This is a genomic window from Streptomyces sp. NPDC056128, from assembly GCF_042263835.1.
Classification (GTDB): Bacteria; Actinomycetota; Actinomycetes; order Streptomycetales; family Streptomycetaceae; genus Streptomyces.
Map to the genome: position 1 here is coordinate 213,450 of NZ_JBHJVQ010000002.1, position 21,574 is coordinate 235,023.

Below are 21,574 nucleotides of genomic sequence, written 5' to 3' on the forward strand. Positions count from 1 at the left end.
CAGACGATCGGACATAAATAGAGGACTTCGTGACATGGGGAGTCTCACTCGCCGTCAGTAGCGTCCTCATCCATGAGCATTCACGCACGAGCGGTCCGCTTCCACGAGGTCGGCGGTCCCGACGTCCTGAGGATCGACGAGGTCCGGCTCGAAGCCACGGGCCCGGGCGAGGTCCGCGTCCGTGTGGACGCCATCGGCCTCAACCGCGCCGAGGCACTCTTCCGCGCCGGCGCCTACTACTACCAGCCGACCCTCCCCGGGTCCCGGCTCGGCTTCGAAGCAGCCGGCATGGTCGAGGAAGTGGGCCCCGGCGTGGCGGACTTCGCGCCGGGCGACGCGGTCAGCGTCGTCAGCGACGAGGACATGTCACGCCACGGCGTCTACGCCGATCGCGTCGTCGTCCCGGCCCGGTCCCTGGTGCCGCGCGCCGACGAGGTCGACGCGCCCACCGGCGCCGCCGTGTGGACCACCTACCTGACCGCCTATGGCGCCCTGATGGAAGTCGCCCGCGTGCGCCCTGGCGACAGCGTGGTCATCACCGCTGCCTCCAGTGGCGTCGGGCTCGCGGCCATACAGATCGCCAACCACCTCGGCGCCGTCCCCATCGCCGTCACCCGGACCGCCGCCAAGACCACCCGGCTGTTAGAGGCCGGTGCGGCCCATGTCGTCACCGGTGACGACGGAGACCTTGTCGGCCAGGTGCGGGCCCTCACCGGCGGCAAGGGAGCGAAGGCGGTCCTCGACGCCGTCGGGGGCCCCGGCCTGCCTGACCGGGCCGAGACTGTGGCGGCCGACGGCACACTGATCGTCTACGGCTGGCTCGACCCCCGGCCCGCACCTCTGCCCATGAACTGGCCCCTCACCGTGCACGGCTTCAACGTCGACCTGATCACCCGCGACCCCGCCCGCCTGAGCCGCGCTCGCGCCTTCGTCGAGGCCGGACTCCGCGCCGGCTCGCTGAGACCCGTCATCGACCGCACCTTCGACCTCGCGGACATCGTGCGGGCGCACCGCCACCTGGAGTCGAACACCCAGGTCGGCAAGGTCGTCGTCACCGTCACGCACTGACCGTGCGCGGTCACACGTACCGCAGCTCCCCCGGCCGCACCGAGCGTCCCAGCAGGGGCAGGGCCGTCGCCGCCGCGAGGAGGCAGGCGGCGTACACCGCCGGTGCGATCAGGAGGGCCGTCCACGGGAATGAGCCGTCGCCGTGCAGGGACGAGTACCAGACGCCGACCGCCAGGCCCCCGGCGCAGGCCAGGAGGAGGGCGGGGGCGAGTGGAAGGGCGGTTTCCAGCAGTAGGGACCGGTTCAGGACCGTACGCGGGACCCCCGCCGCGACCTGCGCGGCCAGCGTCCGGCGCCGGTTGGTCAGCGACTCGGCGGTGCCCACGGCCAGGCCCGTGAGCGTGATCGCGAGGGTGACGAGAAGCGCGGCGCCCGTCAGGTCGAGGCCGGTCGTGTAGTACGCCAGGTCGGCGCCGGGGTGCCCGTCCCTGGCACGCAGGTCGGTGAGCATCGCGTGCCGGATGCCCAGGAAGGCCGTTCCGGCGACCGTCACCACCAGGACGGCGGCGTGCGTGCGGGCCGGGGCCCAGGGATCGTCCCGCAGCCGCTCCGCGGCGAGCAGCGGCGCCGCGGTCCGGGCCCGGGGGGACAGGAGCCGGCCGGTGAGCCGGGCGGTGGCCCCGGCCAGCCACACTGCGCCCGCGCCGAGCGCGACGACGAGGAGGAAGACGGTCAGCGGAGTCCGCCAGTCGACCCGGTTGCCCGCGCCGCCGGAGCCGTCCGTGGCGAGCGTCGTCACCGCGATCAGCAGGATCAGCCCGCCCAGGAACAGCAGGCCCGGCCCCCGGCCCGACTCCGGCCCCACCCGGCGCAGCCGGCCCATCGGTGAAGCCACCACCCGGCGCAGCGCCACCCCGCCCGCCACCGCACCCGCCACCGGTACGCCGACGGTGACCAGCGCGATGCCCGCCCAGGTCAGCGCGTTCGGCCCGGTCCACAGACGCAGCAGGAGCAGGACCGAGAAGACGGTGGCCAGCGCCGAGCCCGCCAGACAGGCCAGCCCGGTCTCCAGCGCCGCGATCCGGCGCACCTGCCAGGGTGTAGCGCCGGCCAGCCGCAGTCCGGCCAGTCGCCGGTCCCGGTGCACGGCGCCGATCCGGGTGCACTGGCCGAGAAAGGCCAGCACCGGTACCAGCAGCAGCAACAGCCCGGCGATCACCCCGGAGCGGGTGCCGCCCTCGTTGACCAGGCCGTGGAAGACGGAGACGCTGTAACCGTCCGGGATCGAGGCCAGCGTGACCGCCGCCAGCGCGAACCCCGTGGCGAGCGCGGCGCCCGCCGCCGTGAGAGCGATCCGCCACCACTCCCGCCGGTCCGACCCGCTCACGAGCTGCCGGGCCAGCCGGACGTCCGCACCCCATGTGCTCATGCCGTCACCCCCAGCGCCACGGCGCCGTCCCGCAGCCGGACCTCGCGGTCCGCGTACGCCGCCACCTGGGCGTCGTGCGTGACCAGCAGCACCGCCGTGCCCGACTCCCGGGCCGTGCGCGCCAGCGCCGTCATCACCTGCTCGCCCGCCAGCGAGTCCAGCGCCCCGGTCGGTTCGTCCGCGAACACCGCCTTCGGCCCGCTGGCCAGCGCGCGGGCCAGTGCCGCCCGCTGTGCCTGCCCGCCACTCATCTCTCCCGGGCGCAGCTCCTCCTGCCCGCGCACCCCGAACCGTTCCAGCCACTCACCGGCCCGTGCCCGCGCCTCGGCCCGTGCGGTGCCGGCCAGCATCAGCGGCAGTGCCACATTGTCCAGCGCCGTCAGTTCCGGGATCAGCTGCCCGAACTGGAAGACCACCCCGAAGTCGGTGCGGCGCAGCTCGCTCAGCCGATGCTCCGGCAGCCCCTCCAGCGGCCGGCCGGCGTACGTCACCGAACCCGCGTCCGGCCGGACGATCCCGGCCAGGCAGTGCAGCAGCGTGGACTTGCCGCTGCCGCTGGCCCCGGTGACGGCGAGGATCTCGCCGGCCCGCAGGTCGACCGAGACTCCCCGCAGGGCCTCTGTCCTGCCGTACGTCTTCACCAGGTCGCGGGCCGCGAGCAGCGGTCCCGTCGTGGCCTCGTGCGTGTCCCCGTTCGTCATGCGGTGCGGACCTCCGTGGTCAGTGTGGTGAGCCGGGCCGCGGTGGTGGTCATCCAGCGGAGGTCGGCATCGAGGTGGTTGAGGGCGTAGTCGGCCGAGAGCACGGTCGCGAGGTCGGTGCCCGGCGTCGTCTTGAGCGCCGTGAGCTCCCGCATCCGTCCCATGTGGGCGCCGCGCTGGGCCAGCAGGTAGGCGCCCGCGTCGCCGCCGGTGAGGATCGAGACGACGACCTTGGCGAAGATCTCGTTCGTCACGAAGGGCGCGGGCGGTGCGATCTCGCCCGCCCACCGCGCCAATTCGCGCGCGCCCTCGTCCGTCGCGCGGTACGCGGTGCGTTCCGGGCCGCCGTCGGACGCGGTGCCTTCGACCTCCGCGAGGCCGTCCCGGACCAGCCGCTGCAGGGTTGTGTAGACCTGCCCATAGGCCAGCGGACGGGCCTGCGGGAAGCGTTCGTCGTGGCGCCGTTTGAGGTCGTAGCCGTGGCTCGGCCCCGAGGCGATCAGGCCCAGGAGGAGATGGCGGGTGCTCATGAAGATCAGTATTCACTACGTACATGTATTGAGTGAATAGCTTGAAGGATTCTGCTGGAGATTTCTTTTGCCCGGATCATGGGTATTTGGGAGGAGTGAGATGTGACCAGGGCCACGTTGCGGGTGTCAGGGCGTCTGTCCCCGCACCTTCTGGGTAGGGGGCTGCCGTAACCCGCAAGAAGCGTGCTCGCAACACAGCCCGACCCAAAGGAGATCTCCGTGGCTGCACCCCTCCTGCTCCCGGCCCCTTCCAAACCCGTGGCGGAGCCGTCCACCCCCTGGGCCAAGCCCTCCGCCGCCTCCGAGACCCCGCACTACTGCGTCTTCGGCGCCGCCCAGAGCTTCGCCGAGACCCCGCTGACCAGCGAACCTCCGCTGCCCGACGCCGAGCCCCTGACCAGCGAGTCGCCGTTCGCCGACGCCGTACCGCTGACCAGCGAGTCCTCGCCCGAGCTCACGGCTGACGTGCCGGAGCAGGGCGGACCCTCCTTCGCCGTTCCCGAGCCGACGAGGTCGTAGAGGTCACAGATGCCAGCAGCCGGGCCGGCCGAGCCCCCCGCCGAGGACCTTCCCGAGGATCTGACCAGGCTCGCCGCCCTGCACGGCGTCGCCACCGCCTACCGCCCGTCCCCGGACCGCACCGTCCCGGCCTCGGTCACCGCGGTGACCCTCGCGCTGGCCGCCCTCGGCGTGGACACGAGCACCCCCGAGGCCGTACGGGCCGCGCTCGCCGCGCGCGAGACCGGGCTGCGTGACCGCCTGCTGCCGCCGACCGTCGTCGGCTGGAGCGGCGGCGGCACGCCGGCCGCCCTCGCCGCGCTGCCCGAGGGCACCCGGCTCCGCGTCGACACCGAGCAGGGCGAGACCCGCGACGACGCCGGGCGGCTGCCGCCCGGCGTCCACAGCCTGACCGCCACCACGCCCGACGGCCGCACCGCGCGGGCCCACCTGATCGTGGCGCCCGCCCGGCTGCCCGCACCCGCCGGGCGCTCCCACGGACTCCTCGTCCAGCTCTACTCCCTCCTCTCCCGCCGCTCCTGGGGCATGGGCGACCTCGGTGACCTCCGCGAACTGGCCGACTGGGCCGGACGCGCCCTCGGCGCCGGGTTCGTCCAGGTCAACCCGCTGCACGCGGCCGTGCCCGGCGCCCCCTCCGACCCCTCCCCGTACCGGCCCTCCTCGCGCCGCTTCCCGGACCCCGTCCACCTGCGGATCGAGGACGTGCCCGAGTACGCGTACGTCACCGAACCCGACCGCGCCCGGAAGCTCGGGGAACGGGCGGGACGGCTGCGCGACGCCGTACTGGACGACGATGCCCTGATCGACCGCGACGCCGTGTGGGAGCTGAAGCGCGACGCCCTCGACCTGCTCCACGAGGTCCCCCTCGGACCCGGCCGCCGCGCCGCCTACTGCGACTACCTCGCCGCACAGGGCACCGCGCTGGAGGACCACGCCACCTGGTGCGCGCTCGCCGAGATCCACGGCCCCGACTGGCACCGCTGGCCCGAGGGCCTGCGCGACCCCGGCTCGGCCGCCACCGAACGCGCCCGCACCGAGCTGATGGACCGCGTCGACTTCCACTCCCGGCTCACCTGGCTCACCGACACCCAGCTCACCGCCGCCCAGCACACCGCCCGCGAGGCCGGCATGCCGGTCGGGATCGTCCACGACCTCGCCGTCGGCGTGCACCCGCGCGGCGCCGACTCCTGGGCGCAGCAGGAGTACTTCGCCCGCGGCATGTCGGTGGGCGCCCCGCCCGACGCCTTCAACGCCCTCGGCCAGGACTGGGGCCTGCCGCCCTGGCGCCCCGACCGCCTCGCCGACTCCGGCTACGCGCCCTTCCGGGACCTGCTGCGCGGCCTGTTCCGCTACGCCGGCGCGCTGCGCGTCGACCACGTCATGGGCCTGTTCCGGCTCTGGTGGGTCCCCGAGGGCCACCCGCCCACCCAGGGCACCTACATCCACTACGACGCCGAGGCCATGCTCGCCGTCCTCGTCCTGGAGGCCACCCGGGCCGGCGCCGTCGTCATCGGCGAGGACCTGGGCACCGTCGAACCCGGCGTGCGCGAGGCGCTGCGCGAACGCGGGGTGCTCGGCACCTCGGTGCTGTGGTTCGAGCGCGACTGGACCGGCGACGGCCGTCCGCTGCCGCCCGAGCAGTGGCGCGCCGACTGCCTGGCCACCGCCACCACCCACGACCTGCCGTCCACCGCCGCCCGCCTCACCGGCGAGCACGTCGAACTCCGCGACCGCCTCGGGCTGCTCACCCGCCCGCTGGAGCGGGAGCGCGCCGAGTCCGCGGCGGATACCGCGGAGTGGCTGGAAGTCCTCGCCCGGCTCGGGCTGCTGGACGGCACCGGCGGCGACACCGGAGCCCCGGCCGAGGAGGCGGAGATCCAGGCCGTGCACCGCTTCCTGCTGCGCACCCCGGCCCGCATGGTCGGCATCTGGCTCCCGGACGCCGTCGGCGACCGCCGCCCGCAGAACCTCCCCGGCACCTGGGACCAGTACCCGAACTGGCGGCTGCCCGTCGCCGACGCCGAGGGCCGCCCGGTGACCCTGGAGGACCTGGCCGCCTCGCCCCGCCTGCACGCCCTGATCGACGTCGTACGGGAACGCGGCGGCGGCCGGGACGGCTGAACCGGGCGCCCGCGGGCCCCGTACGGGCACCCCGGGCGCGCGGTCCCTCCGGCCGTTCGCTAACTTGGCACCGTGGACAAGAAGAACGCCCTGCGCGCCGGCGCCCTGGCAGCCGGTACGACGCTGATGATGCTGCTCATGTCGTCCCCCGCGCTCGCGCTGACCCGCGACGACGGCGACGACCCCGGCACCGGCCTGAGCGTCATCGAGACGCTGGGCTACTACGTCCTGGCCCCGCTCGCGCTGTTCGCGGTCATCACCGGTCTGGTCATGGCCCTGGACAAGTCCAAGCCGGAGCACCGGGTGATCACCCCCGGCACCAAGGGCAAGACCAAGACCAAGGCCAAGGTGGCCGCGAAGGCCTGAGTCACCGAGGCCTGAGCCCCGAAGGTCTGAGCCGCGAAGGCCCGGCCGCACACCTCAGCTCCGCCAAAGGGCGCCTCTCCCATCGCACGGATGGGGGTGGCGCCCTTTGGCTTGTTCACGGGCTGGGCCGCGTGTACGTTCCGGGCCGCGGTCACCACCGTCCTCGGCCGCGTCGGCCCGGCCCGCCGCCGGGTCACCGGCCGGATCACGGGCATCGGCTACCGCTACCCCGCTCCCCGCGGCGCCCACCGGCTGACCGGCACCCGCGTCCCCGACCTGCCCCTCGCGGGCGGGGGCCGGCTCTACGAGGCGCTGCGCGGCGGACGGTTCGTGCTGGTCACCCCGGCGTCGGCCCCGGGCGCGGAGGCGTACCCGGACGGGGAGGGCCGCAAGGAGCGGCTGTCCGTGGAGTGCTGGGCGAGCGGACGCCGTACGACGGTGCTGGTGCGCCCCGACGGGTACGTGGCCTGGGCGGCGGACGACGCCGGCGCGGCGGAGACCGGGTCGGCCGTCGCCGCGCACGTGGGCTGAGCGGGCCGCCTGCTTCCCGGTCTACTTCTCGGTACCGGCGAGCAGGACCCGCAGCAGGCCGGCCACCTCGGCGGCCTGACGCGCGTCCAGGGCGGACAGGGCCTCCGTCTGGGCGGCGAGGCCCGCGCCGACCGCCTCGTCGATCAGCTCCAGGCCCCGGTCGGTGAGCGTGACCTGGAGTCCCCGGCGGTCGTGCGGGTCGGGGGAGCGGCGCAGCAGTCCCGCGCGTTCGAGCTTGTCCAGGCGTCCGGTCATGCCGCCGGTGGTGAGCATCAGCGTGGCCGAGAGCTGCCGGGGCGAGAGCGTGTAGGGCTCGCCGGAGCGGCGCAGGGTGGCCAGGGCGTCGAACTCCCCGCGGGAGATCCCGAAGCGGGCGTACGCCTTCTCCATCCGGTCGCCCATCGCGCGGGCCAGCCGGAAGACCCGGCCGAACACCTCCATGGCGGCCGTGTCCAGGTCGGGACGGACCACCGCCCACTGGTCGACGATCGCGTCGACGGGGTCCTTGCGCGGCTCGGGGGAGGGCTCGGGAGGTGGCCCGGGGCGTTCGGTCATGGCACGAGTATCGGGAGGATTCCGCTCGACCGCAAGAAAGTAGCTTGACGGAAACTTGCTTACAAGTAAGCTAGTTTCATGTTGTCCGCCGGTCGCACCACCCTCATAGCGCTCACCGCCCTCGCCCCCGTCTCCTGGGGCACCACCTACGCCGTGACCACCGAGTTCCTCCCACCGGACCGGCCCCTGTTCACCGGTCTCGCGCGCGCCCTGCCCGCCGGTCTGCTGCTGCTCGCCCTCGCCCGGGTGCTGCCGCGCGGCGCCTGGTGGTGGAAGGCGGCGGTGCTGGGCGCGCTGAACATCGGCGCCTTCTTCCCGCTGCTGTTCCTCTCCGCCTACCGGCTGCCGGGCGGCATGGCGGCCGTCGTCGGCTCGGTCGGCCCGCTCTTCGTCGTCGGTCTCTCGGCCCTGCTGCTGGGGCAGCGGCCCACCACGCGGGCGGTGCTCACCGGTGTCGTCGCCGCGTTCGGCGTCAGCCTGGTCGTGCTGAAGGCGGCCGGGGGACTGGACGCGCTCGGCGCGCTGGCCGCCCTCGCCTCCGCCGCGTCCATGTCCACCGGCACCGTGCTCACCAAGCGCTGGGGCCGCCCCGAGGGCGTCGGCCCGCTCGCCCTCACCGGCTGGCAGCTGACCGCGGGCGGGCTGCTCATCGCGCCGGTCGCCCTGCTGGTCGAGGGCGCTCCGCCCGCCCTGGACGGCGCGGCGGTCGGCGGCTACCTCTACCTGGCGCTGGCCAACACGGCGGTGGCGTACTGGCTCTGGTTCCGCGGCATCGGCCGGCTCTCCGCCACCCAGGTCACCTTCCTCGGCCCGCTCTCGCCGCTCACCGCCGCGGTCGTCGGCTGGGCGGCGCTCGGCGAGACGCTGACGCCGGTGCAACTGGCGGGCATGGCGCTGGCGTTCGGGGCGACGGTCGCGGGGCAGCGGGCGCCGCGCACGGAGGCGGACACGGCGGCCGTACCGTTCAGTTCTCCTTCAAGGAACGGTCGAAAAGATTCGATGGACCTGACGGGTTCGGGCCTGCGACGGTAGCTCCACCACGACCGCCGACAGTGAAAGGACCTCCGTGGCCGTAGCCGACCGCCGGACCGTCACCCCCGCTCGCACCCCTGCCGCCGCCCTCGCCGCCCTCGCCGCGCCCGCCGCCCCCGTCGCGCTCGGGATCGGGCTCGCCGTGCTCGCCACCGTCGTCTGGTCCGGCAGCTTCGTCGCCTCCCGTGCCCTCGGGGACAGCGTCCCGCCCGTCCAGCACGCGTTCTGGCGCTGGGTGGTGGCGCTCGCGGTCGTGGCCCCCTTCGGCGCCCGGCGGGCCTGGCGGCAACGCGCGCTCATCCGGCACCACCTCGGCTTCGTACTCCTCGCCTCCCTGCTCGGCGTGGCCGTCTACAACACCCTCGTCAACCAGGCCGGCGTCACCACGCCCGCCGCCAACATGGGCATGATCATGGCGGCGTCCCCGGTGCTGATGGCGGTCTACGAACGGGCGGGCGGCGTACGGCTCGGCGCCCGCCGGGTGGCGGGGCTGCTCGTCGCCTGCGCGGGCGTGCTGCTGCTGATCGGAGGAGGGGCGGGCTTCTCGGCCGGCGACCTGTGGATGATCGCCGCGGCCTGCTGCTTCGGGTCGTACAGCGCGCTGCTGCGGCGCAGGCCCGCCGGTCTGGACGGGGCCGGGTTCCTGTTCACCACCTTCCTCCTCGGCACCCTCATGCTGCTTCCCGCGCAGGGCGTCAGCCTCGCCGCGCAGGGCGGCTTCAACCCGGAGCCGGGCACCGTCCTCGCCCTCCTCTACGTCGGTGTCGCCTCCTCGGCCGTGGCCTTCTTCGCCTGGAACAAGGCGATCTCCCTGATCGGTCCGTCCCGCGCCGGCGTCGTCTACTACCTCCAGCCGGTGTGCGTCGCCCTGCTGTCCTGGGCGCTGCTGGCCGAGCCGACCGGCTGGGCGCAGGCGGGCTGCATGGCGCTGATCCTCGGCGGCGTCGTCCTCGGCGCGGGGTCGCGTCGGTGACGGGGGCCGGGCGCGGATAGGTTGCCGCCATGGCCGACTGGGACATCCGCAAGCTGCAGATCCTGCGGACGCTGCGGGAACGGGGCACGGTGACCGCGACGGCCGAGGCGCTGAACATGACGCCGTCCGCCGTGTCCCAGCAGCTGACGAACCTCTCCCGGCAGCTCGGCGTGGAACTGCTCCGGGCCCAGGGCCGCCGGGTCCGGCTGACGGACGCGGCCCGCCTCGTACTGCGGCACACGGAGGCGGTCTTCGAGCAACTGGAACGGGCGGACGCCGAGTTGGCGGCGTACGTCCGGGGAGAGGCCGGCGAGGTACGGGTCGGCGCCTTCTCCACCGCCGTGCCGGCGCTCGTCGTACCGGCCGTCACCGCGCTGCGGACGAGCCACCCCGCCGTCGCGGTGCGGGTGCGGGAGGCCGAGGCGCAGGAGGCGTACGAGCTGCTGGCCGCCGGGGAGGTGGACCTCGCCCTGTCGCTGGCCGCGCAGGCGCCGAGCGCCGCCGACCCCCGCTTCACCCGGGTCCCGCTGCTCGCCGACCCGCTGGACGTGGCCCTGCCCGCCGACCATCCGCTGGCCCGCGCGGAGGGGCTGCGGCTGGCCGACCTGGCCGCCGAGCCGTGGATCTTCGGCGGCAGCGGCCCCTGGTCCGCCATCACCCGTGCGGCCTGCGAGACGGCCGGCTTCCGCCCGCACCAGGCCCACACGGCGGCCGGCTGGACGGCGATCCTCGCGATGGTCGAGGCCGGGATGGGCGTGGCCCTGGTACCCCGCATGGCGGCCGTCCCGCGCGACGGCGTGGCCATGCGCGAACTGCACGCCGACCGCCCCGTCCGCCACGTGGTCGCGGCCGTACGCAGGGGAGCGGCGGAGGCCCCCGCCGTCGCGACGGTACTCAGGGCTCTCCAGGGGGCGGCGGCCGCCCGCCCCTGAGCCGACGCCGCAGCCCCGACGCGACCCACGCCACCGGGCGTGGCGGGCGAATGCGATGGTCCTCTTGGTGCCGCAGGGCGGCCCGGTAGTGCGCCGCGACCCACCTGATCACAGGCCGGGCCCCCGGCGCGGCTTGCGCCACAGGGCGTGGTGGGCGGACGCGAACGAGTCTGGCGGGCGTGGTGATGGGGGCGCCGTGCGTCGACCCGCCCGGGCACACAGCGGGGGCGTCCGGTCCGACGTACGGACCGGACGCCCCCTGTGGCGTGAAGGTCTACTCCGTGGTCGCCGCCGCGTCCGCCGCCTGGGCCAGCAGGGCGCGTTCGATGCCCGAGCGGGATTCCGAGACCAGGCGGCGCAGGGCCGCGTTCGGCTCGGCGGAGGACAGCCAGGCGTCCGTGCGGTCCAGGGTCTCCTGGGACACCTGCACCGCCGGGTACAGGCCGACCGCGATCTGCTGGGCCATCTCGTGCGAACGGGACTCCCAGACGCCCTTCAGCGCCTCGAAGTACCGCTCCGTGTACGACGCCAGCAGCTCGCGCTGGTCGGTCTGGACGAAGCCGGCGATGACCGCCTCCTGGACGGCGTTCGGCAGCTTGTCGGACTCCACGACCGACTCCCAGGCCTCCGCCTTGGCCTGCTCGGTGGGGCGGGCGGCACGCGCGGTGGCGGCGTGCCGCTCACCGGCGGCCGTCTTGTCCCGCTCGTACTCCGACGCGATCTCCGAGCCGCCGAACCGGCCCACGGCCGCCAGCCGCTGCACGAACGCCCAGCGCAGCTCCGTGTCGACGGCCAGGCCCTCGATCGTCTGCGTGCCGTCAAGCAGCGCGTCCAGCAGGTCGAGCTGCTCCGGCATCCGCGCCGTCGCCGCGAACGCGCGCGCCCACGCCAGCTGGTGGTCGCTGCCGGCCTCGGCGGCCCGCAGGTGGGCCAGGGTGGCCTCGGTCCAGCGGGTGAGCAGCGCCTCGCGGGCGGTCGGGGCGGCGTACTGGTCGATGGCCAGCTTCACCTGGCGGTGCAGCGACTGCACGACACCGATGTCGGATTCCTTGCCGATGCCGGACAGGACCAGGGAGAGGTAGTCCCGGGTGGCCAGCTCCGCGTCCCGGGTCATGTCCCAGGCCGACGCCCAGCACAGCGCGCGCGGCAGCGACTCGGTGAAGTCGCCGAGGTGCTCGGTGACGACGGCCAGGGACTGCTCGTCCAGCCTGACCTTCGCGTACGACAGGTCGTCGTCGTTCAGGAGCAGCACCGCCGGGCGGGGCTTGCCCACCAGCTGCGGTACGTCCGTCAGCTCGCCGTCCACGTCCAGCTCGACGCGCTCGCCGCGCACCAGCTTGCCGTCCGCGTCGAGGTCGTAGGCGCCGACCGCGATGCGGTGCGGGCGCAGCGTCGGCTCACCCTTGGCGCCGGCGGGCAGCGCGGGGGCCTCCTGGCGGATGGCGAAGGACGTGATGACCCCGTTCGCGTCCGTCTCGATCTCGGGGCGCAGGACGTTGATGCCGGCCGTCTCCAGCCACGCCTTCGACCAGGTCTTCAGGTCCCGCCCGGAGGTCTCCTCCAGCGCGCCCAGCAGGTCGGACAGGCGCGTGTTGCCGAACGCGTGCCGCTTGAAGTACGCCTGCACGCCCCGGAAGAACGCGTCCTCACCGACGTACGCGACGAGCTGCTTGAGCACGCTCGCGCCCTTGGCGTACGTGATGCCGTCGAAGTTGACGAGCACGTCGTCCAGGTCGCTGATGTCCGCCATGATCGGGTGCGTGGACGGCAGCTGGTCCTGCCGGTACGCCCAGGTCTTCATCTGGTTGGCGAACGTCGTCCACGAGTGCGGCCACTTGGAGCCGGGCGCGTCGGCCTGGCAGGCGGCCTCGGCGTAGGTGGCGAACGACTCGTTCAGCCACAGGTCGTTCCACCACTCCATGGTGACCAGGTCGCCGAACCACATGTGCGCCAGCTCGTGCAGGATCGTCGCCGCCCGCACCTCGTACGCGGCGTCCGTCACCTTCGAACGGAACACGTACTGGTCCCGGATGGTCACCGCGCCCGCGTTCTCCATCGCGCCCGCGTTGAACTCCGGCACGAAGAGCTGGTCGTACTTCTTGAACGGGTACTGGTAGTCGAACTTCTCCTGGAACCACTCGAAGCCCTGCCGGGTCACCTCGAAGATGGCGTCCGAGTCGAGGTGCTCGGCGAGCGACGGGCGGCAGTAGATGCCGAGCGGGACGGACTGGCCGTCCTTCTCGTACACGCTGTGCACCGAGTGGTACGGGCCGACGATCAGGGCCGTGATGTACGACGAGATGCGCGGGGTCGGCTCGAAGACCCAGACGCTGTCCTTCGGCTCGGGCGTCGGCGAGTTGGAGATGACCGTCCAGCCCTCGGGCGCCTTCACGGTGAACTGGAACGTCGCCTTGAGGTCCGGCTGCTCGAAGGACGCGAAGACCCGGCGCGCGTCCGGCACCTCGAACTGCGTGTACAGGTACGCCTGGTCGTCCACCGGGTCGACGAACCGGTGCAGGCCCTCGCCGGTGTTGGTGTACGCGCAGTCGGCGGCCACGCGCAGGATGTTGCGCCCCGGCAGCAGCCCCGGCAGGGCGATGCGGGAGTCCTGGAACACCTCGTCGGCGTCGAGGGAGTCGCCGTTCAGCGTCACCTCGTGGACCGCCGGCGCGACCAGGTCGATGAAGGACTCGCCGCCGCCCTCCGCGACGTCGAAGCGCACCGTGGTCACGGACCGGTAGGTGCCGCCCTCCTGCGCGCCGGTGAGGTCGAGATCGATCTCGTACGAGTCAACGCTCAGCAGCGTCGCCCGCTGCCGCGCCTCTTCGCGAGTCAGGTTTGTGCCAGGCACGCGGTCATCTCCTCGTTATGTGTCGGTTGCGCCATCCTTCCACGGTGCCCGCACGGAGCGCGATGTCCATTTCCCGCCGGTGGGCGGGCCGGGCGGGCGCGAGCCTGGGGCCATGCAGCACTACACCGCACACCCGGTCCCCCCGGCCACCCTGACGGAACTGCGCGCCGCCGACGACGCCGGCCGCGCCCCCGACCCGCTCACCGACACCGAGGGCGGCGCACCCCTGCGCTGCTGCCTGCGCCGCAGCGTGCCGGGGGAGAGGATCGCCCTCGTCTCCTACGCCCCGCTGCGCCGCTGGGCGGCCCGCACCGGCGCCGACCCGGGCGCGTACGACGAACAGGGGCCGGTCTTCGTCCACGCCGAGGAGTGCGCGGGACCGGACGGGGACGGCCTCGCCTTCACCAACGCCCACCGCACGGTGCGCCGCTACTCGTCCGAGGGGCGCATCCTGGGCGGGCGGCTGGTCGGCGGGGCCGACGCGTTCGACGACGCCCTCCGGAACGCGTTCGACGACCCGGCCGTGGCGTTCGTCCACGTCCGGGCCGTCGAGTACGGCTGCTTCCTCTACGAGGTGAGGCGGGGCTAGCCCAGCCCCCAGGTGCTAGCCCTTCAGCTCCGCCGCCACCAGCTCCGCGATCTGCACCGCGTTCAGGGCCGCGCCCTTGCGCAGGTTGTCGTTGGAGACGAACAGCGCGAGGCCGTTCTCCACGGTCTCGTCCTGACGGATGCGGCCCACGTACGACGGGTCCTGCCCGGCCGCCTGCAGCGGGGTCGGCACCTCGGCGAGGGCGACGCCGGGGGCGCCGGCCAGCAGCTCCTTGGCGCGCGCCACACTGAGCGGGCGGGCGAAGCGGGCGTTGATCTGCAGGGAGTGGCCGCTGAAGACGGGCACCCGCACGCAGGTGCCGGAGACCTTCAGCTCCGGGATCTCCAGGATCTTGCGGGACTCGTTGCGGAGCTTCTGCTCCTCGTCCGTCTCGTGCAGGCCGTCGTCGACGATGGAGCCGGCCAGCGGCAGCACGTTGTACGCGATCGGCGCGACGTACTTGTCGGGCTCCGGGAACTCCACCGCGGAGCCGTCGTGGGTGAGCTTGGGGGCGTCCGCGCCGACCTTCTGGACCTGCTCGAACAGCTCGTCCACACCGGCCAGGCCGGAGCCGGAGACCGCCTGGTAGGTGGCGACGACGAGGGCTTCGAGGCCCGCCTCCGCGTGCAGCGGACGCAGCACCGGCATCGCGGCCATCGTGGTGCAGTTCGGGTTGGCGATGATGCCCTTGGGGCGGTCCGCGATCGCGTGCGGGTTCACCTCGGAGACCACCAGCGGGACCTCGGGGTCGCGGCGCCAGGCGGAGGAGTTGTCGATCACGACGGGGCCCTGCGAGGCGACCTTCTCGGCCAGCGCCTTGGAGGTGGCGCCGCCCGCGGAGAACAGCACGATGTCCAGACCGGAGTAGTCGGCGGTGGTCGCGTCCTCGACCGTCACGCCGTCCAGCTCCTTGCCGGCGCTGCGCGCCGAGGCGAACAGGCGCAGCTCGGTGACCGGGAAGTCGCGCTCCGTGAGGATCCTGCGCATGACCGTGCCCACCTGGCCGGTGGCTCCGACGATTCCGATCCTCACGGTGACTCCTTCTCCGTTTGTGCGCGTGTCTTCACGCGCGCTTTGCTCGGCCGAGACTTTTCCATCATGGGGCGAAGCCCGGTCCGCCTGTCCAATCCTTTGCCCCGGGTGCCCGCACCCTGGGACGCAGGTGGCTCGGTCCGCCCCTGCCCATCCCGTCCCACCCCACACGACGATGTGACGTACGCCTCGCGCCGTTGACCGGCCGGACGGGCGAACGTTTCGGGCCGCTGCTGCGTCATAGGGGAGACGCGAGGACAGGTCCCAGGGGGAGGGGTGGCAGTGCTGCGCAGAAAGGCCCGCCGCGGCCAGGGGGACGCCGGACGCGACGATCCCCTGGACGCGGCCCAGGAACGCCGGGTGCGGGCGGTGCTCGCGCTGGGCGGGGTGCCGCAGGCGGACCTGCCGGACGGGGTGCAGCAGGTCCGCCTGCGGTTGCTGGAGCGGACGGCGAGCGGCAGGGAGGCGCCGCGCGACGTGTCGGCGTGGGCGGCGGTCGTCGCCTCCAACCTGGCGATGGACTGGCACCGCGCCCGGCGCCGCCAGGACCGGCTCGGGGAGCGCCTGGCCGCGCTCCGCCAGGCGGACCATCCCTCGGGGGAGGACACCAGCGTGCTCTCCCTCGCGGTCGCCCAGGGCCTGGACGAGCTGCCCGACGCCCAGCGCCAGGTCCTCGTCCTGCGGTTCTTCGCGGACCTGCCGGTGCGCGGCATCGCCGAGGAGCTGGGCATCCCCGAGGGCACGGTCAAGAGCAGGCTGCACACGGCGGTACGGGCACTGCGGGCCCGCCTGCACGAGGACGAGGTGGTGTGAGATGGCCGCCGAGAAGCACCCCGACGGGCACGCCGGGCACGACGCGCTCATGGCCGCGATCACGGGCGAGCCACTGCCGCCCGGCGCCGGCGCGGACGCCCACGGCGAGTACCGGTCCGCGACGGCCGACGTGGCGCTGCTGCGGGAACAGCTGGGGATCATCGGCCGCACGCTGAGCGAGCCGCCCCCCGAGCCGCTCCCCGAGCCCGGGATCTCCACGGTGGCCGCCCCCGCACCGCGCCGTACCCGGCGCCGTCCGCTCACCCTCGCCCTCGGCGCCCTCGCGGTGGCCTGCGCGGGCACCGTGGTGACGGGCCTCGGCTGGCTGGTGGCGCAGGGCGGGAGCGGTAGCTCCGACGACGCGGCCGGCAAGGCCGCGGCGAGCGACCAGCGGGCGGAGTCCGCCGGGTCCGGCGTGGCCTTCGGCAGCCCCCACTACCTCGCCTGCGCCCGACTGGTGGCCGAGGGCACGGTGACCCGCGCCGAACCCGTGCCGGGCACAGGCCGGCACCGGATCACCTTCGACGTGACCCGCACCTACAAGCCGGAGCCGGACGAACGGCCGGAGCCGGAGCAGGACGGCGGGCCGATCACCTTCGAGCTGGACGACAGCACGGCCCGCCTCGCCGCGGGCGACCGCGCGCTGATCGGCATCCCCCTGCACGGGGACACCCCGGACGCCGTGATCACCGGCGGCCCGGCCATCGCCGCCGAACGCGCCTGGATCACCGCGTCCCTCGCCGAGTCCCGCACCCTCACCTGCGACTGACCAACCGGACACAGGAAAGGGCGGGCGCCCCCGCGGAGCGCCCGCCCTCCCCGTACCGCACCGGACTACGGCACGACCTTCCCGATCCGCACGCTGCCCAGGCCCGCGGCCGTGCCGTGGGCGTTGACCAGCTGGACCCGGCCGAAGAACTCACGGCCCTCCGGGGCGGCGGCCAGCGCCGTCACCTGGGCGGTGACCGTCGCCGAGTCGCCCGTGCCGAGCTTCACCGGCGCCGCGTCGTCCACGGCGACCGAGCCGAGGGTGGCGGCGAAGTACACGTCCCGGTAGTCGTACTCCGTGCTGCCCGACGGCACCGAGTAGCCGGCGACCTCGACGGTGTACGTACCGGCGGCCGGCTTCGCGACGGAGACCGACTCCTCGGAGTCGCCGTCGGCGGACTGGCCGACCACGGCGCCGTCCGCGCCGTAGACCGTCAGGTCAAGGTCGGCGGCCGTGTCGGAGACGCCGCCGATGGAGACGTCCAGCGAGTCGGCGCCCTCGGGCACCTCGACCGTGGAGGTGGCCGTCGCGCCCTGCGCGATGGACGGGCGGGACGTCTCGGACGAGCCGAGCGGACCGCCGGCCAGCTTGCCCTCCAGCGGGGCGTACCGGTTCGTCACCTGCCAGGAGACGGCGGCCGGCGTGCCGGCCTTCGCCTCGGGCACGGTCACGGTCTCCGGGTCGAAGACGGCGCCGAGGACGGTGACGTCCAGCTTGAACGGGTTGTCCAGCACCGGCGAGGTGCGCCGCGACTCGACCTCGATCTCCCAGACGCCGGGCTGCGGGTCGGCGTACGCGCGCACGTCGGGCCGGCAGCCGTTGCCGTCGAGGTAGTTGTTGTAGCAGTACGGCGTGGAGGTGTTGTCGACCGGGACGCCGTACGGGTGGATGGCGATGAACCGGGTCTGGCTCCCGTCCCTCAGCCCGCTCATCGCCACCTCCAGGGCCTTCGCGCCCTCGGGGACGGTCACGAAGTAGGACTTGGTGGCGTTGCGCTGCACGGAACCCTTGGCGGAGACGTCGTACGTCAGCGGGGCCGAGACCACGACCGTGGACAGGACCTGCTTGTCGACGCCCTCGGTGCGCGGGTCGTCGACCTCCAGGATCGCGCTCTTGAGGCCCGCGGACCGGGGACGCGCCTCGACCTTGACGGTCACCGGCTCGTTCAGCGGCAGCCGCACCTCGTCCGGACCGACGATCCGGAAGGTGCGGCCGGAGTTGTTCTCGAACTCCAGCTCGTGCCGGACCGCCCGGTCGGCGCCGGACGTACGGGTGAGCGTGATCTCGTACGTCTTCCGCTCGCCCGCCTTCAGGCCGCCCTCGCGGTCGTAGAGGCCGGTGCCCTTGCCCGGGGTCTTCAGGAACTGGTCGATCGCGGTGTCGACCGGGGCCTGGACGGTGTACTCGTGGGCGGTGGCGCCCTTGCGGATCGCGCGCCAGGCGTCGGGGACGTTGATCAGACCCGCGCCCTCCTCGTACGCCTGCACACCCCTGATGTGGTCGGCGGTCGAGGTCAGCGCCGTGCGCAGCTTCGCCGGGGTGAGGTCGACGCGCGCCTGCTTCGCGGCGGACAGCAGCAGCGCGGAGGCGCCGGCGGCCTGCGGGGAGGCCATCGAGGTGCCCTGGAGCATGCCGTAGCCGGCCGGCAGGTCGTAGCCCGCCTCCGGGACCGGGGCGCCGGGCATCCAGGTCTGGATGGTGTTGACCGCGGCGCCGGGCGCGGTCAGCGTCGGCGTGAAGCCGCCGTCCTCACGCGGGCCGCGCGAGGAGAACGGCATCATCGCGTACTTGGTGCGCACCGCGGAGCCGTAGTTGGCGGCCCAGGTCTCGCGGGAGATGGACGCGCCGACGGAGATCACCTTGTCGGCGAGGCCGGGGTCGCCGATGGTGTTGGCGCCGGGGCCGGAGTTGCCCGCGGAGATGACGAGCTGGACGCCGTAGTCGTCGATGAGCCGCGTGTACAGCTCGGCGCGCGCGTTGTTGCCGTCGTTGAGCGCGGGCAGGCCGCCGATCGACATGTTGACGATGTCGACGCCGCGGTTGACGACGAGGTCGATCATGCCCTCGGTGAGCGCGACGTTGGTGCAGCCGCCGCTCCAGGTGCAGGCGCGGGAGGAGACGATCTTCGCGCCGGGCGCGGCACCGTCCATCCGGCCGCCGAACAGGCCGTTGGCGGCGGCGAGTCCGGCGACGTGCGTGCCGTGCTCGGACTCGATGACGCCGATGTTGACGAAGTCGGCCTTGGCGCCGGAGGAGTTGAGGACGACGTCCTTGCGGATCTCGATGACGAACGGCTGGCGCTCGGCCACGTCCGTCTTCGGGTCGTCGGTGCCGAAGTACCCGACCTGGAAGCCGTCCTTGTAGGGCTTCATCGGGGTGTCGTCGGCGAAGTCGTGGTTGCCGTTCAGGTCGACGCGGACCGTGCCGGCCTTCGCGTCGTACAGGACGCCCCAGGAGTCGGTGGTGTCGCCGTCCCGGTTGGCGTCGCCGGCCGCGTCACCGCCGGTGGTGTAGGACTCCAGGAAGCTGCTGACCTGGTAGGAGCCCGCGGGGGCGGTCCAGGTCTTCCCGCCGTAGGTGAAGGTCGGCCCGGACACCGAGGTGGTCATCGGGCGCCAGGTGCGGTCGCCGTCGACGACCGGGTCGGTGGCGGTGACCCAGTCGACGATCTTGCGCTCGCCGGTGGTGGTCTTCCGCAGCGCCGGGTGCCCGAGGTCGACGCCCGAGTCCAGGATGCCGATGGTGACGCCGCGGCCGTCCGCCTTCGGGTACTTCTCCACGAAGTCGACGGCGCCCGTCTCGAAGGACGGGTTGTACGGGTTCTCGGCGGGGGTGCGGCGGTCCGGCGCCGGGTAGGAGCGGCCCTTGTGGTGCGCGGCGCCCTTCGCCCGGTCCGCGCCCGGCGTCGGGTCGTCCAGCGGGATCTCCTCGCGCAGGTCGATGCCGTGCACGGAGGAGAGCTTCGCGGCGGCGGCGATGGCCGAGTCCGCCTTGGCGGTGGGGACGGTGGCGCGGACGTAGCCCAGCTCGTCGTAGGTCCGGCCGACGGTGCCGCCGGGGACCGCGTCCAGCTCCTTCGCCACCCGCTCGGTGCCGCCCGGCGCGGTGGCGACCATCATCGTGACGTTCTTCTCGCCGTCCGCCTTCGCCTCGGCGAGCCGGTCCGCGTCGTCGGAACCGAGCTTGTCGTGCGCGGACTTGACGGAGGCGTCGGCGGGGGGAGCGGCCGCCGGGCCGTCGGCGGCGAAGGCCGCGGGCACGGGCCCGGCCGCGGCGAGCGCGGCCACGAGGCCCGCGGCCACGGCGATGCGGGCCGCGCGTCTCGCGCCCGGTATCGGTTCGCGCTGGGGGGTGTGGGTCATCGGCATCCCTTGTAGGTAAAGGAACGTGCATGAACGACCGGAGCCGATCGGTCCCGGCCGCAGCAGTCCGGAATCCGATCCCGGACGACCGCTCAGCTTTACGCAAGGGCTCACTGTTTGGGGAGAGTTGTCCGGGACGGGAAGGAGCCATGGCGTACTTCCGCCATACGCCATCCGGGACACAAGGGGCGGGCCATGACAATCCCGCGAGCCGGACCGGGGGCGGCGTGAGGAGGGGCCGCCGGGCGTCGTGCCCCGCGGCCCCTCCTCTCCCCTCCTGGTGACCGCCCCGTCGTTCACTACTGGGGCAGCACCACGACATACGCGGCGGGTTCCCGGTCCCCCGCCGCCATCAACGCCGTACGGACGACGGTCGCCTGGTGCTCGAGCGAGTCCCGCAGTTTGCGCGGGGTGAGGTGCACGACCGTAATACCCAGCCGCTCCAAGTGCTCCCGCTTGCGCGCATGTTCCGCCCAGACCGCGTCGTCCTCCTGCTGCCGGTGCGCGCGCGTATCCAGCTCCAGCGCCACCGCCTGCTCCGGCCAGAAGGCGTCCACGCCGCCGAGGTGGGGGCCGCCGGGCATGCGCAGGTCGACGTGCCAGACCGGCTCCGGCAGGCCGTGCTCGCGCACCATCCGGTACAGGCGCTGCTCGGCCAGCGCCCGCCCCTCGGCGACCAGCGAGTCCACGGCGTCCACGACGTGCGGCCGGCTCAGCAGCCGCGCGCGGTTCAGCTCCCGTACCACCGCGGCCGGTTCGCAGTGCCCGCCGCGCACCGCCTCCGTCAGCAGCCGCCGCACGGCCTCCCCGTCCGTCAGCTCCGCCACCGCGTCGGCCAGCGCCCGCGCCACCGGCGCCACCGGCACCCCGGCGACCTCCTCGGCGACGGGCAGCGCGGCCGTGCGGACGATCCGCGCGCACCCCGTCGTCCGCAGCCGGCGCAGCCGCGGCACCAGTACGTCGACGACCTCCAGGGACGGCAGCGGGGGAGCGGCGGAGAATCCGTGCAGCGTCAACGCGGCCAGCCCCGTGATCATCGCCTCCGCGTACGCGGGGACGGGCGGGTGCTCGCCGCCCGGCTGGACCGGCACGGCGGCGGTGACGCCCGGGACCGTGCCGGGCGTGCGCTCCCGCGCCGCGTAGAGCAGCACGGCGTGCAGCCGCTCCTCGCCGGTCGGCGGGCCCGGGTGCAGCAGGACGACGTTCGGGAGCAGTTGCCGCCAGGGGCCGCCGGGCCGGCACTGTTCGTTGGTCTCGGCGGCGGAGACGCCGTGCGCCCGGAGCTGGGCGGCCGTCATCAGCCGGCGCCTGCCGTGCGCCAGTTCGTGCAGGGGGCGGGGGGAGAGCGGGGTGTTGTGCGTCATGACCGGGGGTTTCCCGCGCCCGATCCGTCCCTTAACCCCTGTTACACGCTCATCGCCGAACCCGGACAAGCCCGTCCTAAAGGACGGGTGTTCGGAT

The 21,574-nt window shown here is 73.8% G+C and carries 19 protein-coding genes; 11 read left to right on the forward strand and 8 right to left on the reverse strand.

What is annotated here, in order from left to right; translation table 11 throughout:
- Positions 1-72: 72 nt before the first annotated feature.
- Positions 73-1,068, forward strand: coding sequence for a zinc-dependent alcohol dehydrogenase family protein (locus ACFC1X_RS04935; RefSeq protein ID WP_376348844.1), 996 nt, complete (start codon positions 73-75; stop codon positions 1,066-1,068).
- A gap of 10 nt (positions 1,069-1,078) precedes the next feature.
- On the opposite strand, the gene ACFC1X_RS04940 is transcribed toward ACFC1X_RS04935, so the two are convergent.
- From ACFC1X_RS04940 to ACFC1X_RS04950, 3 genes are read right to left on the reverse strand one after another with little or no spacing between them, the layout of a single operon-like run.
- Positions 1,079-2,437 carry an FtsX-like permease family protein gene (locus ACFC1X_RS04940; protein WP_376348846.1) on the reverse strand — a complete coding sequence of 453 codons (1,359 nt, stop codon included), beginning with the start codon at positions 2,435-2,437 and terminating at the stop codon, positions 1,079-1,081.
- A complete protein-coding gene (locus tag ACFC1X_RS04945; RefSeq protein ID WP_376348847.1) occupies positions 2,434-3,138 on the reverse strand; it encodes an ABC transporter ATP-binding protein in 705 nt (234 codons plus the stop codon). The genes ACFC1X_RS04940 and ACFC1X_RS04945 overlap by 4 nt, the downstream gene beginning before the upstream one ends.
- On the reverse strand, positions 3,135-3,668 hold the full coding sequence (locus tag ACFC1X_RS04950; RefSeq protein ID WP_376348849.1) for a PadR family transcriptional regulator: 534 nt from the start codon (positions 3,666-3,668) through the stop codon (positions 3,135-3,137). Before ACFC1X_RS04950 ends, ACFC1X_RS04945 begins: the two co-directional genes overlap by 4 nt.
- 213 nt (positions 3,669-3,881) lie before the next feature.
- Between ACFC1X_RS04950 and ACFC1X_RS04955 the strand changes: the two genes are divergently transcribed.
- The 4 genes from ACFC1X_RS04955 to ACFC1X_RS04970 all read left to right on the forward strand — a co-directional run bounded on the left by ACFC1X_RS04955 (position 3,882) and on the right by ACFC1X_RS04970 (position 7,205).
- Positions 3,882-4,187, forward strand: coding sequence for a hypothetical protein (locus ACFC1X_RS04955; RefSeq protein WP_376349768.1), 306 nt, complete (start codon positions 3,882-3,884; stop codon positions 4,185-4,187).
- A 9-nt stretch (positions 4,188-4,196) separates the two neighbouring features.
- Positions 4,197-6,308 carry a 4-alpha-glucanotransferase gene (malQ, locus tag ACFC1X_RS04960; RefSeq protein WP_376348851.1) on the forward strand — a complete coding sequence of 704 codons (2,112 nt, stop codon included), beginning with the start codon at positions 4,197-4,199 and terminating at the stop codon, positions 6,306-6,308.
- 72 nt (positions 6,309-6,380) lie between these two features.
- A complete protein-coding gene (locus ACFC1X_RS04965; protein ID WP_376348853.1) occupies positions 6,381-6,674 on the forward strand; it encodes a hypothetical protein in 294 nt (97 codons plus the stop codon).
- Positions 6,675-6,785: 111 nt separating this feature from the next.
- Positions 6,786-7,205 (forward strand): hypothetical protein, encoded by a 420-nt coding sequence (locus ACFC1X_RS04970; RefSeq protein ID WP_376348855.1) that lies wholly within the window; start codon positions 6,786-6,788, stop codon positions 7,203-7,205.
- 21 nt (positions 7,206-7,226) lie between these two features.
- Here ACFC1X_RS04970 and ACFC1X_RS04975 read toward each other — a convergent pair whose 3' ends face one another.
- A complete protein-coding gene (locus ACFC1X_RS04975; RefSeq protein ID WP_376348857.1) occupies positions 7,227-7,760 on the reverse strand; it encodes a MarR family winged helix-turn-helix transcriptional regulator in 534 nt (177 codons plus the stop codon).
- 78 nt (positions 7,761-7,838) lie between these two features.
- On the opposite strand from ACFC1X_RS04975, the gene ACFC1X_RS04980 reads away from it, so the two are divergent.
- Genes ACFC1X_RS04980 through ACFC1X_RS04990 form a run of 3 tightly spaced genes read left to right on the forward strand, consistent with a single transcriptional unit; the run spans position 7,839 to position 10,697 of the window.
- The gene (locus ACFC1X_RS04980; RefSeq protein WP_376348858.1) at positions 7,839-8,792 is read left to right on the forward strand and encodes an EamA family transporter; all 954 of its coding nucleotides are present in this window, start codon (positions 7,839-7,841) and stop codon (positions 8,790-8,792) included.
- A 34-nt stretch (positions 8,793-8,826) separates the two neighbouring features.
- Positions 8,827-9,765, forward strand: coding sequence for a DMT family transporter (locus tag ACFC1X_RS04985; protein ID WP_376348860.1), 939 nt, complete (start codon positions 8,827-8,829; stop codon positions 9,763-9,765).
- 29 nt (positions 9,766-9,794) lie between these two features.
- Positions 9,795-10,697 (forward strand): LysR family transcriptional regulator, encoded by a 903-nt coding sequence (locus tag ACFC1X_RS04990; protein ID WP_376348862.1) that lies wholly within the window; start codon positions 9,795-9,797, stop codon positions 10,695-10,697.
- Positions 10,698-10,971: 274 nt separating this feature from the next.
- On the opposite strand, the gene pepN is transcribed toward ACFC1X_RS04990, so the two are convergent.
- Positions 10,972-13,548 carry an aminopeptidase N gene (pepN, locus tag ACFC1X_RS04995; protein ID WP_376348864.1) on the reverse strand — a complete coding sequence of 859 codons (2,577 nt, stop codon included), beginning with the start codon at positions 13,546-13,548 and terminating at the stop codon, positions 10,972-10,974.
- A 112-nt stretch (positions 13,549-13,660) separates the two neighbouring features.
- Here pepN and ACFC1X_RS05000 point away from each other — a divergent pair, with 112 nt between their 5' ends.
- A complete protein-coding gene (locus ACFC1X_RS05000) occupies positions 13,661-14,137 on the forward strand; it encodes a DUF1203 domain-containing protein (protein WP_376348866.1) in 477 nt (158 codons plus the stop codon).
- Positions 14,138-14,152: 15 nt separating this feature from the next.
- On the opposite strand, the gene ACFC1X_RS05005 is transcribed toward ACFC1X_RS05000, so the two are convergent.
- A complete protein-coding gene (locus ACFC1X_RS05005) occupies positions 14,153-15,169 on the reverse strand; it encodes an aspartate-semialdehyde dehydrogenase (protein ID WP_376348868.1) in 1,017 nt (338 codons plus the stop codon).
- Between the two features lie 276 nt (positions 15,170-15,445).
- Here ACFC1X_RS05005 and ACFC1X_RS05010 point away from each other — a divergent pair, with 276 nt between their 5' ends.
- Together ACFC1X_RS05010 and ACFC1X_RS05015 are read left to right on the forward strand one after the other, a co-directional pair.
- On the forward strand, positions 15,446-15,982 hold the full coding sequence (locus ACFC1X_RS05010; protein ID WP_125495873.1) for a sigma-70 family RNA polymerase sigma factor: 537 nt from the start codon (positions 15,446-15,448) through the stop codon (positions 15,980-15,982).
- Between the two features lies 1 nt (position 15,983).
- Positions 15,984-16,751, forward strand: coding sequence for a hypothetical protein (locus ACFC1X_RS05015; RefSeq protein ID WP_376348869.1), 768 nt, complete (start codon positions 15,984-15,986; stop codon positions 16,749-16,751).
- A gap of 65 nt (positions 16,752-16,816) precedes the next feature.
- On the opposite strand, the gene ACFC1X_RS05020 is transcribed toward ACFC1X_RS05015, so the two are convergent.
- Both ACFC1X_RS05020 and ACFC1X_RS05025 read right to left on the reverse strand, forming a co-directional pair.
- Positions 16,817-20,113 carry a S8 family serine peptidase gene (locus tag ACFC1X_RS05020; protein WP_376348871.1) on the reverse strand — a complete coding sequence of 1,099 codons (3,297 nt, stop codon included), beginning with the start codon at positions 20,111-20,113 and terminating at the stop codon, positions 16,817-16,819.
- A 299-nt stretch (positions 20,114-20,412) separates the two neighbouring features.
- Positions 20,413-21,477, reverse strand: coding sequence for a hypothetical protein (locus ACFC1X_RS05025; RefSeq protein WP_376348873.1), 1,065 nt, complete (start codon positions 21,475-21,477; stop codon positions 20,413-20,415).
- Positions 21,478-21,574 lie beyond the last annotated feature (97 nt).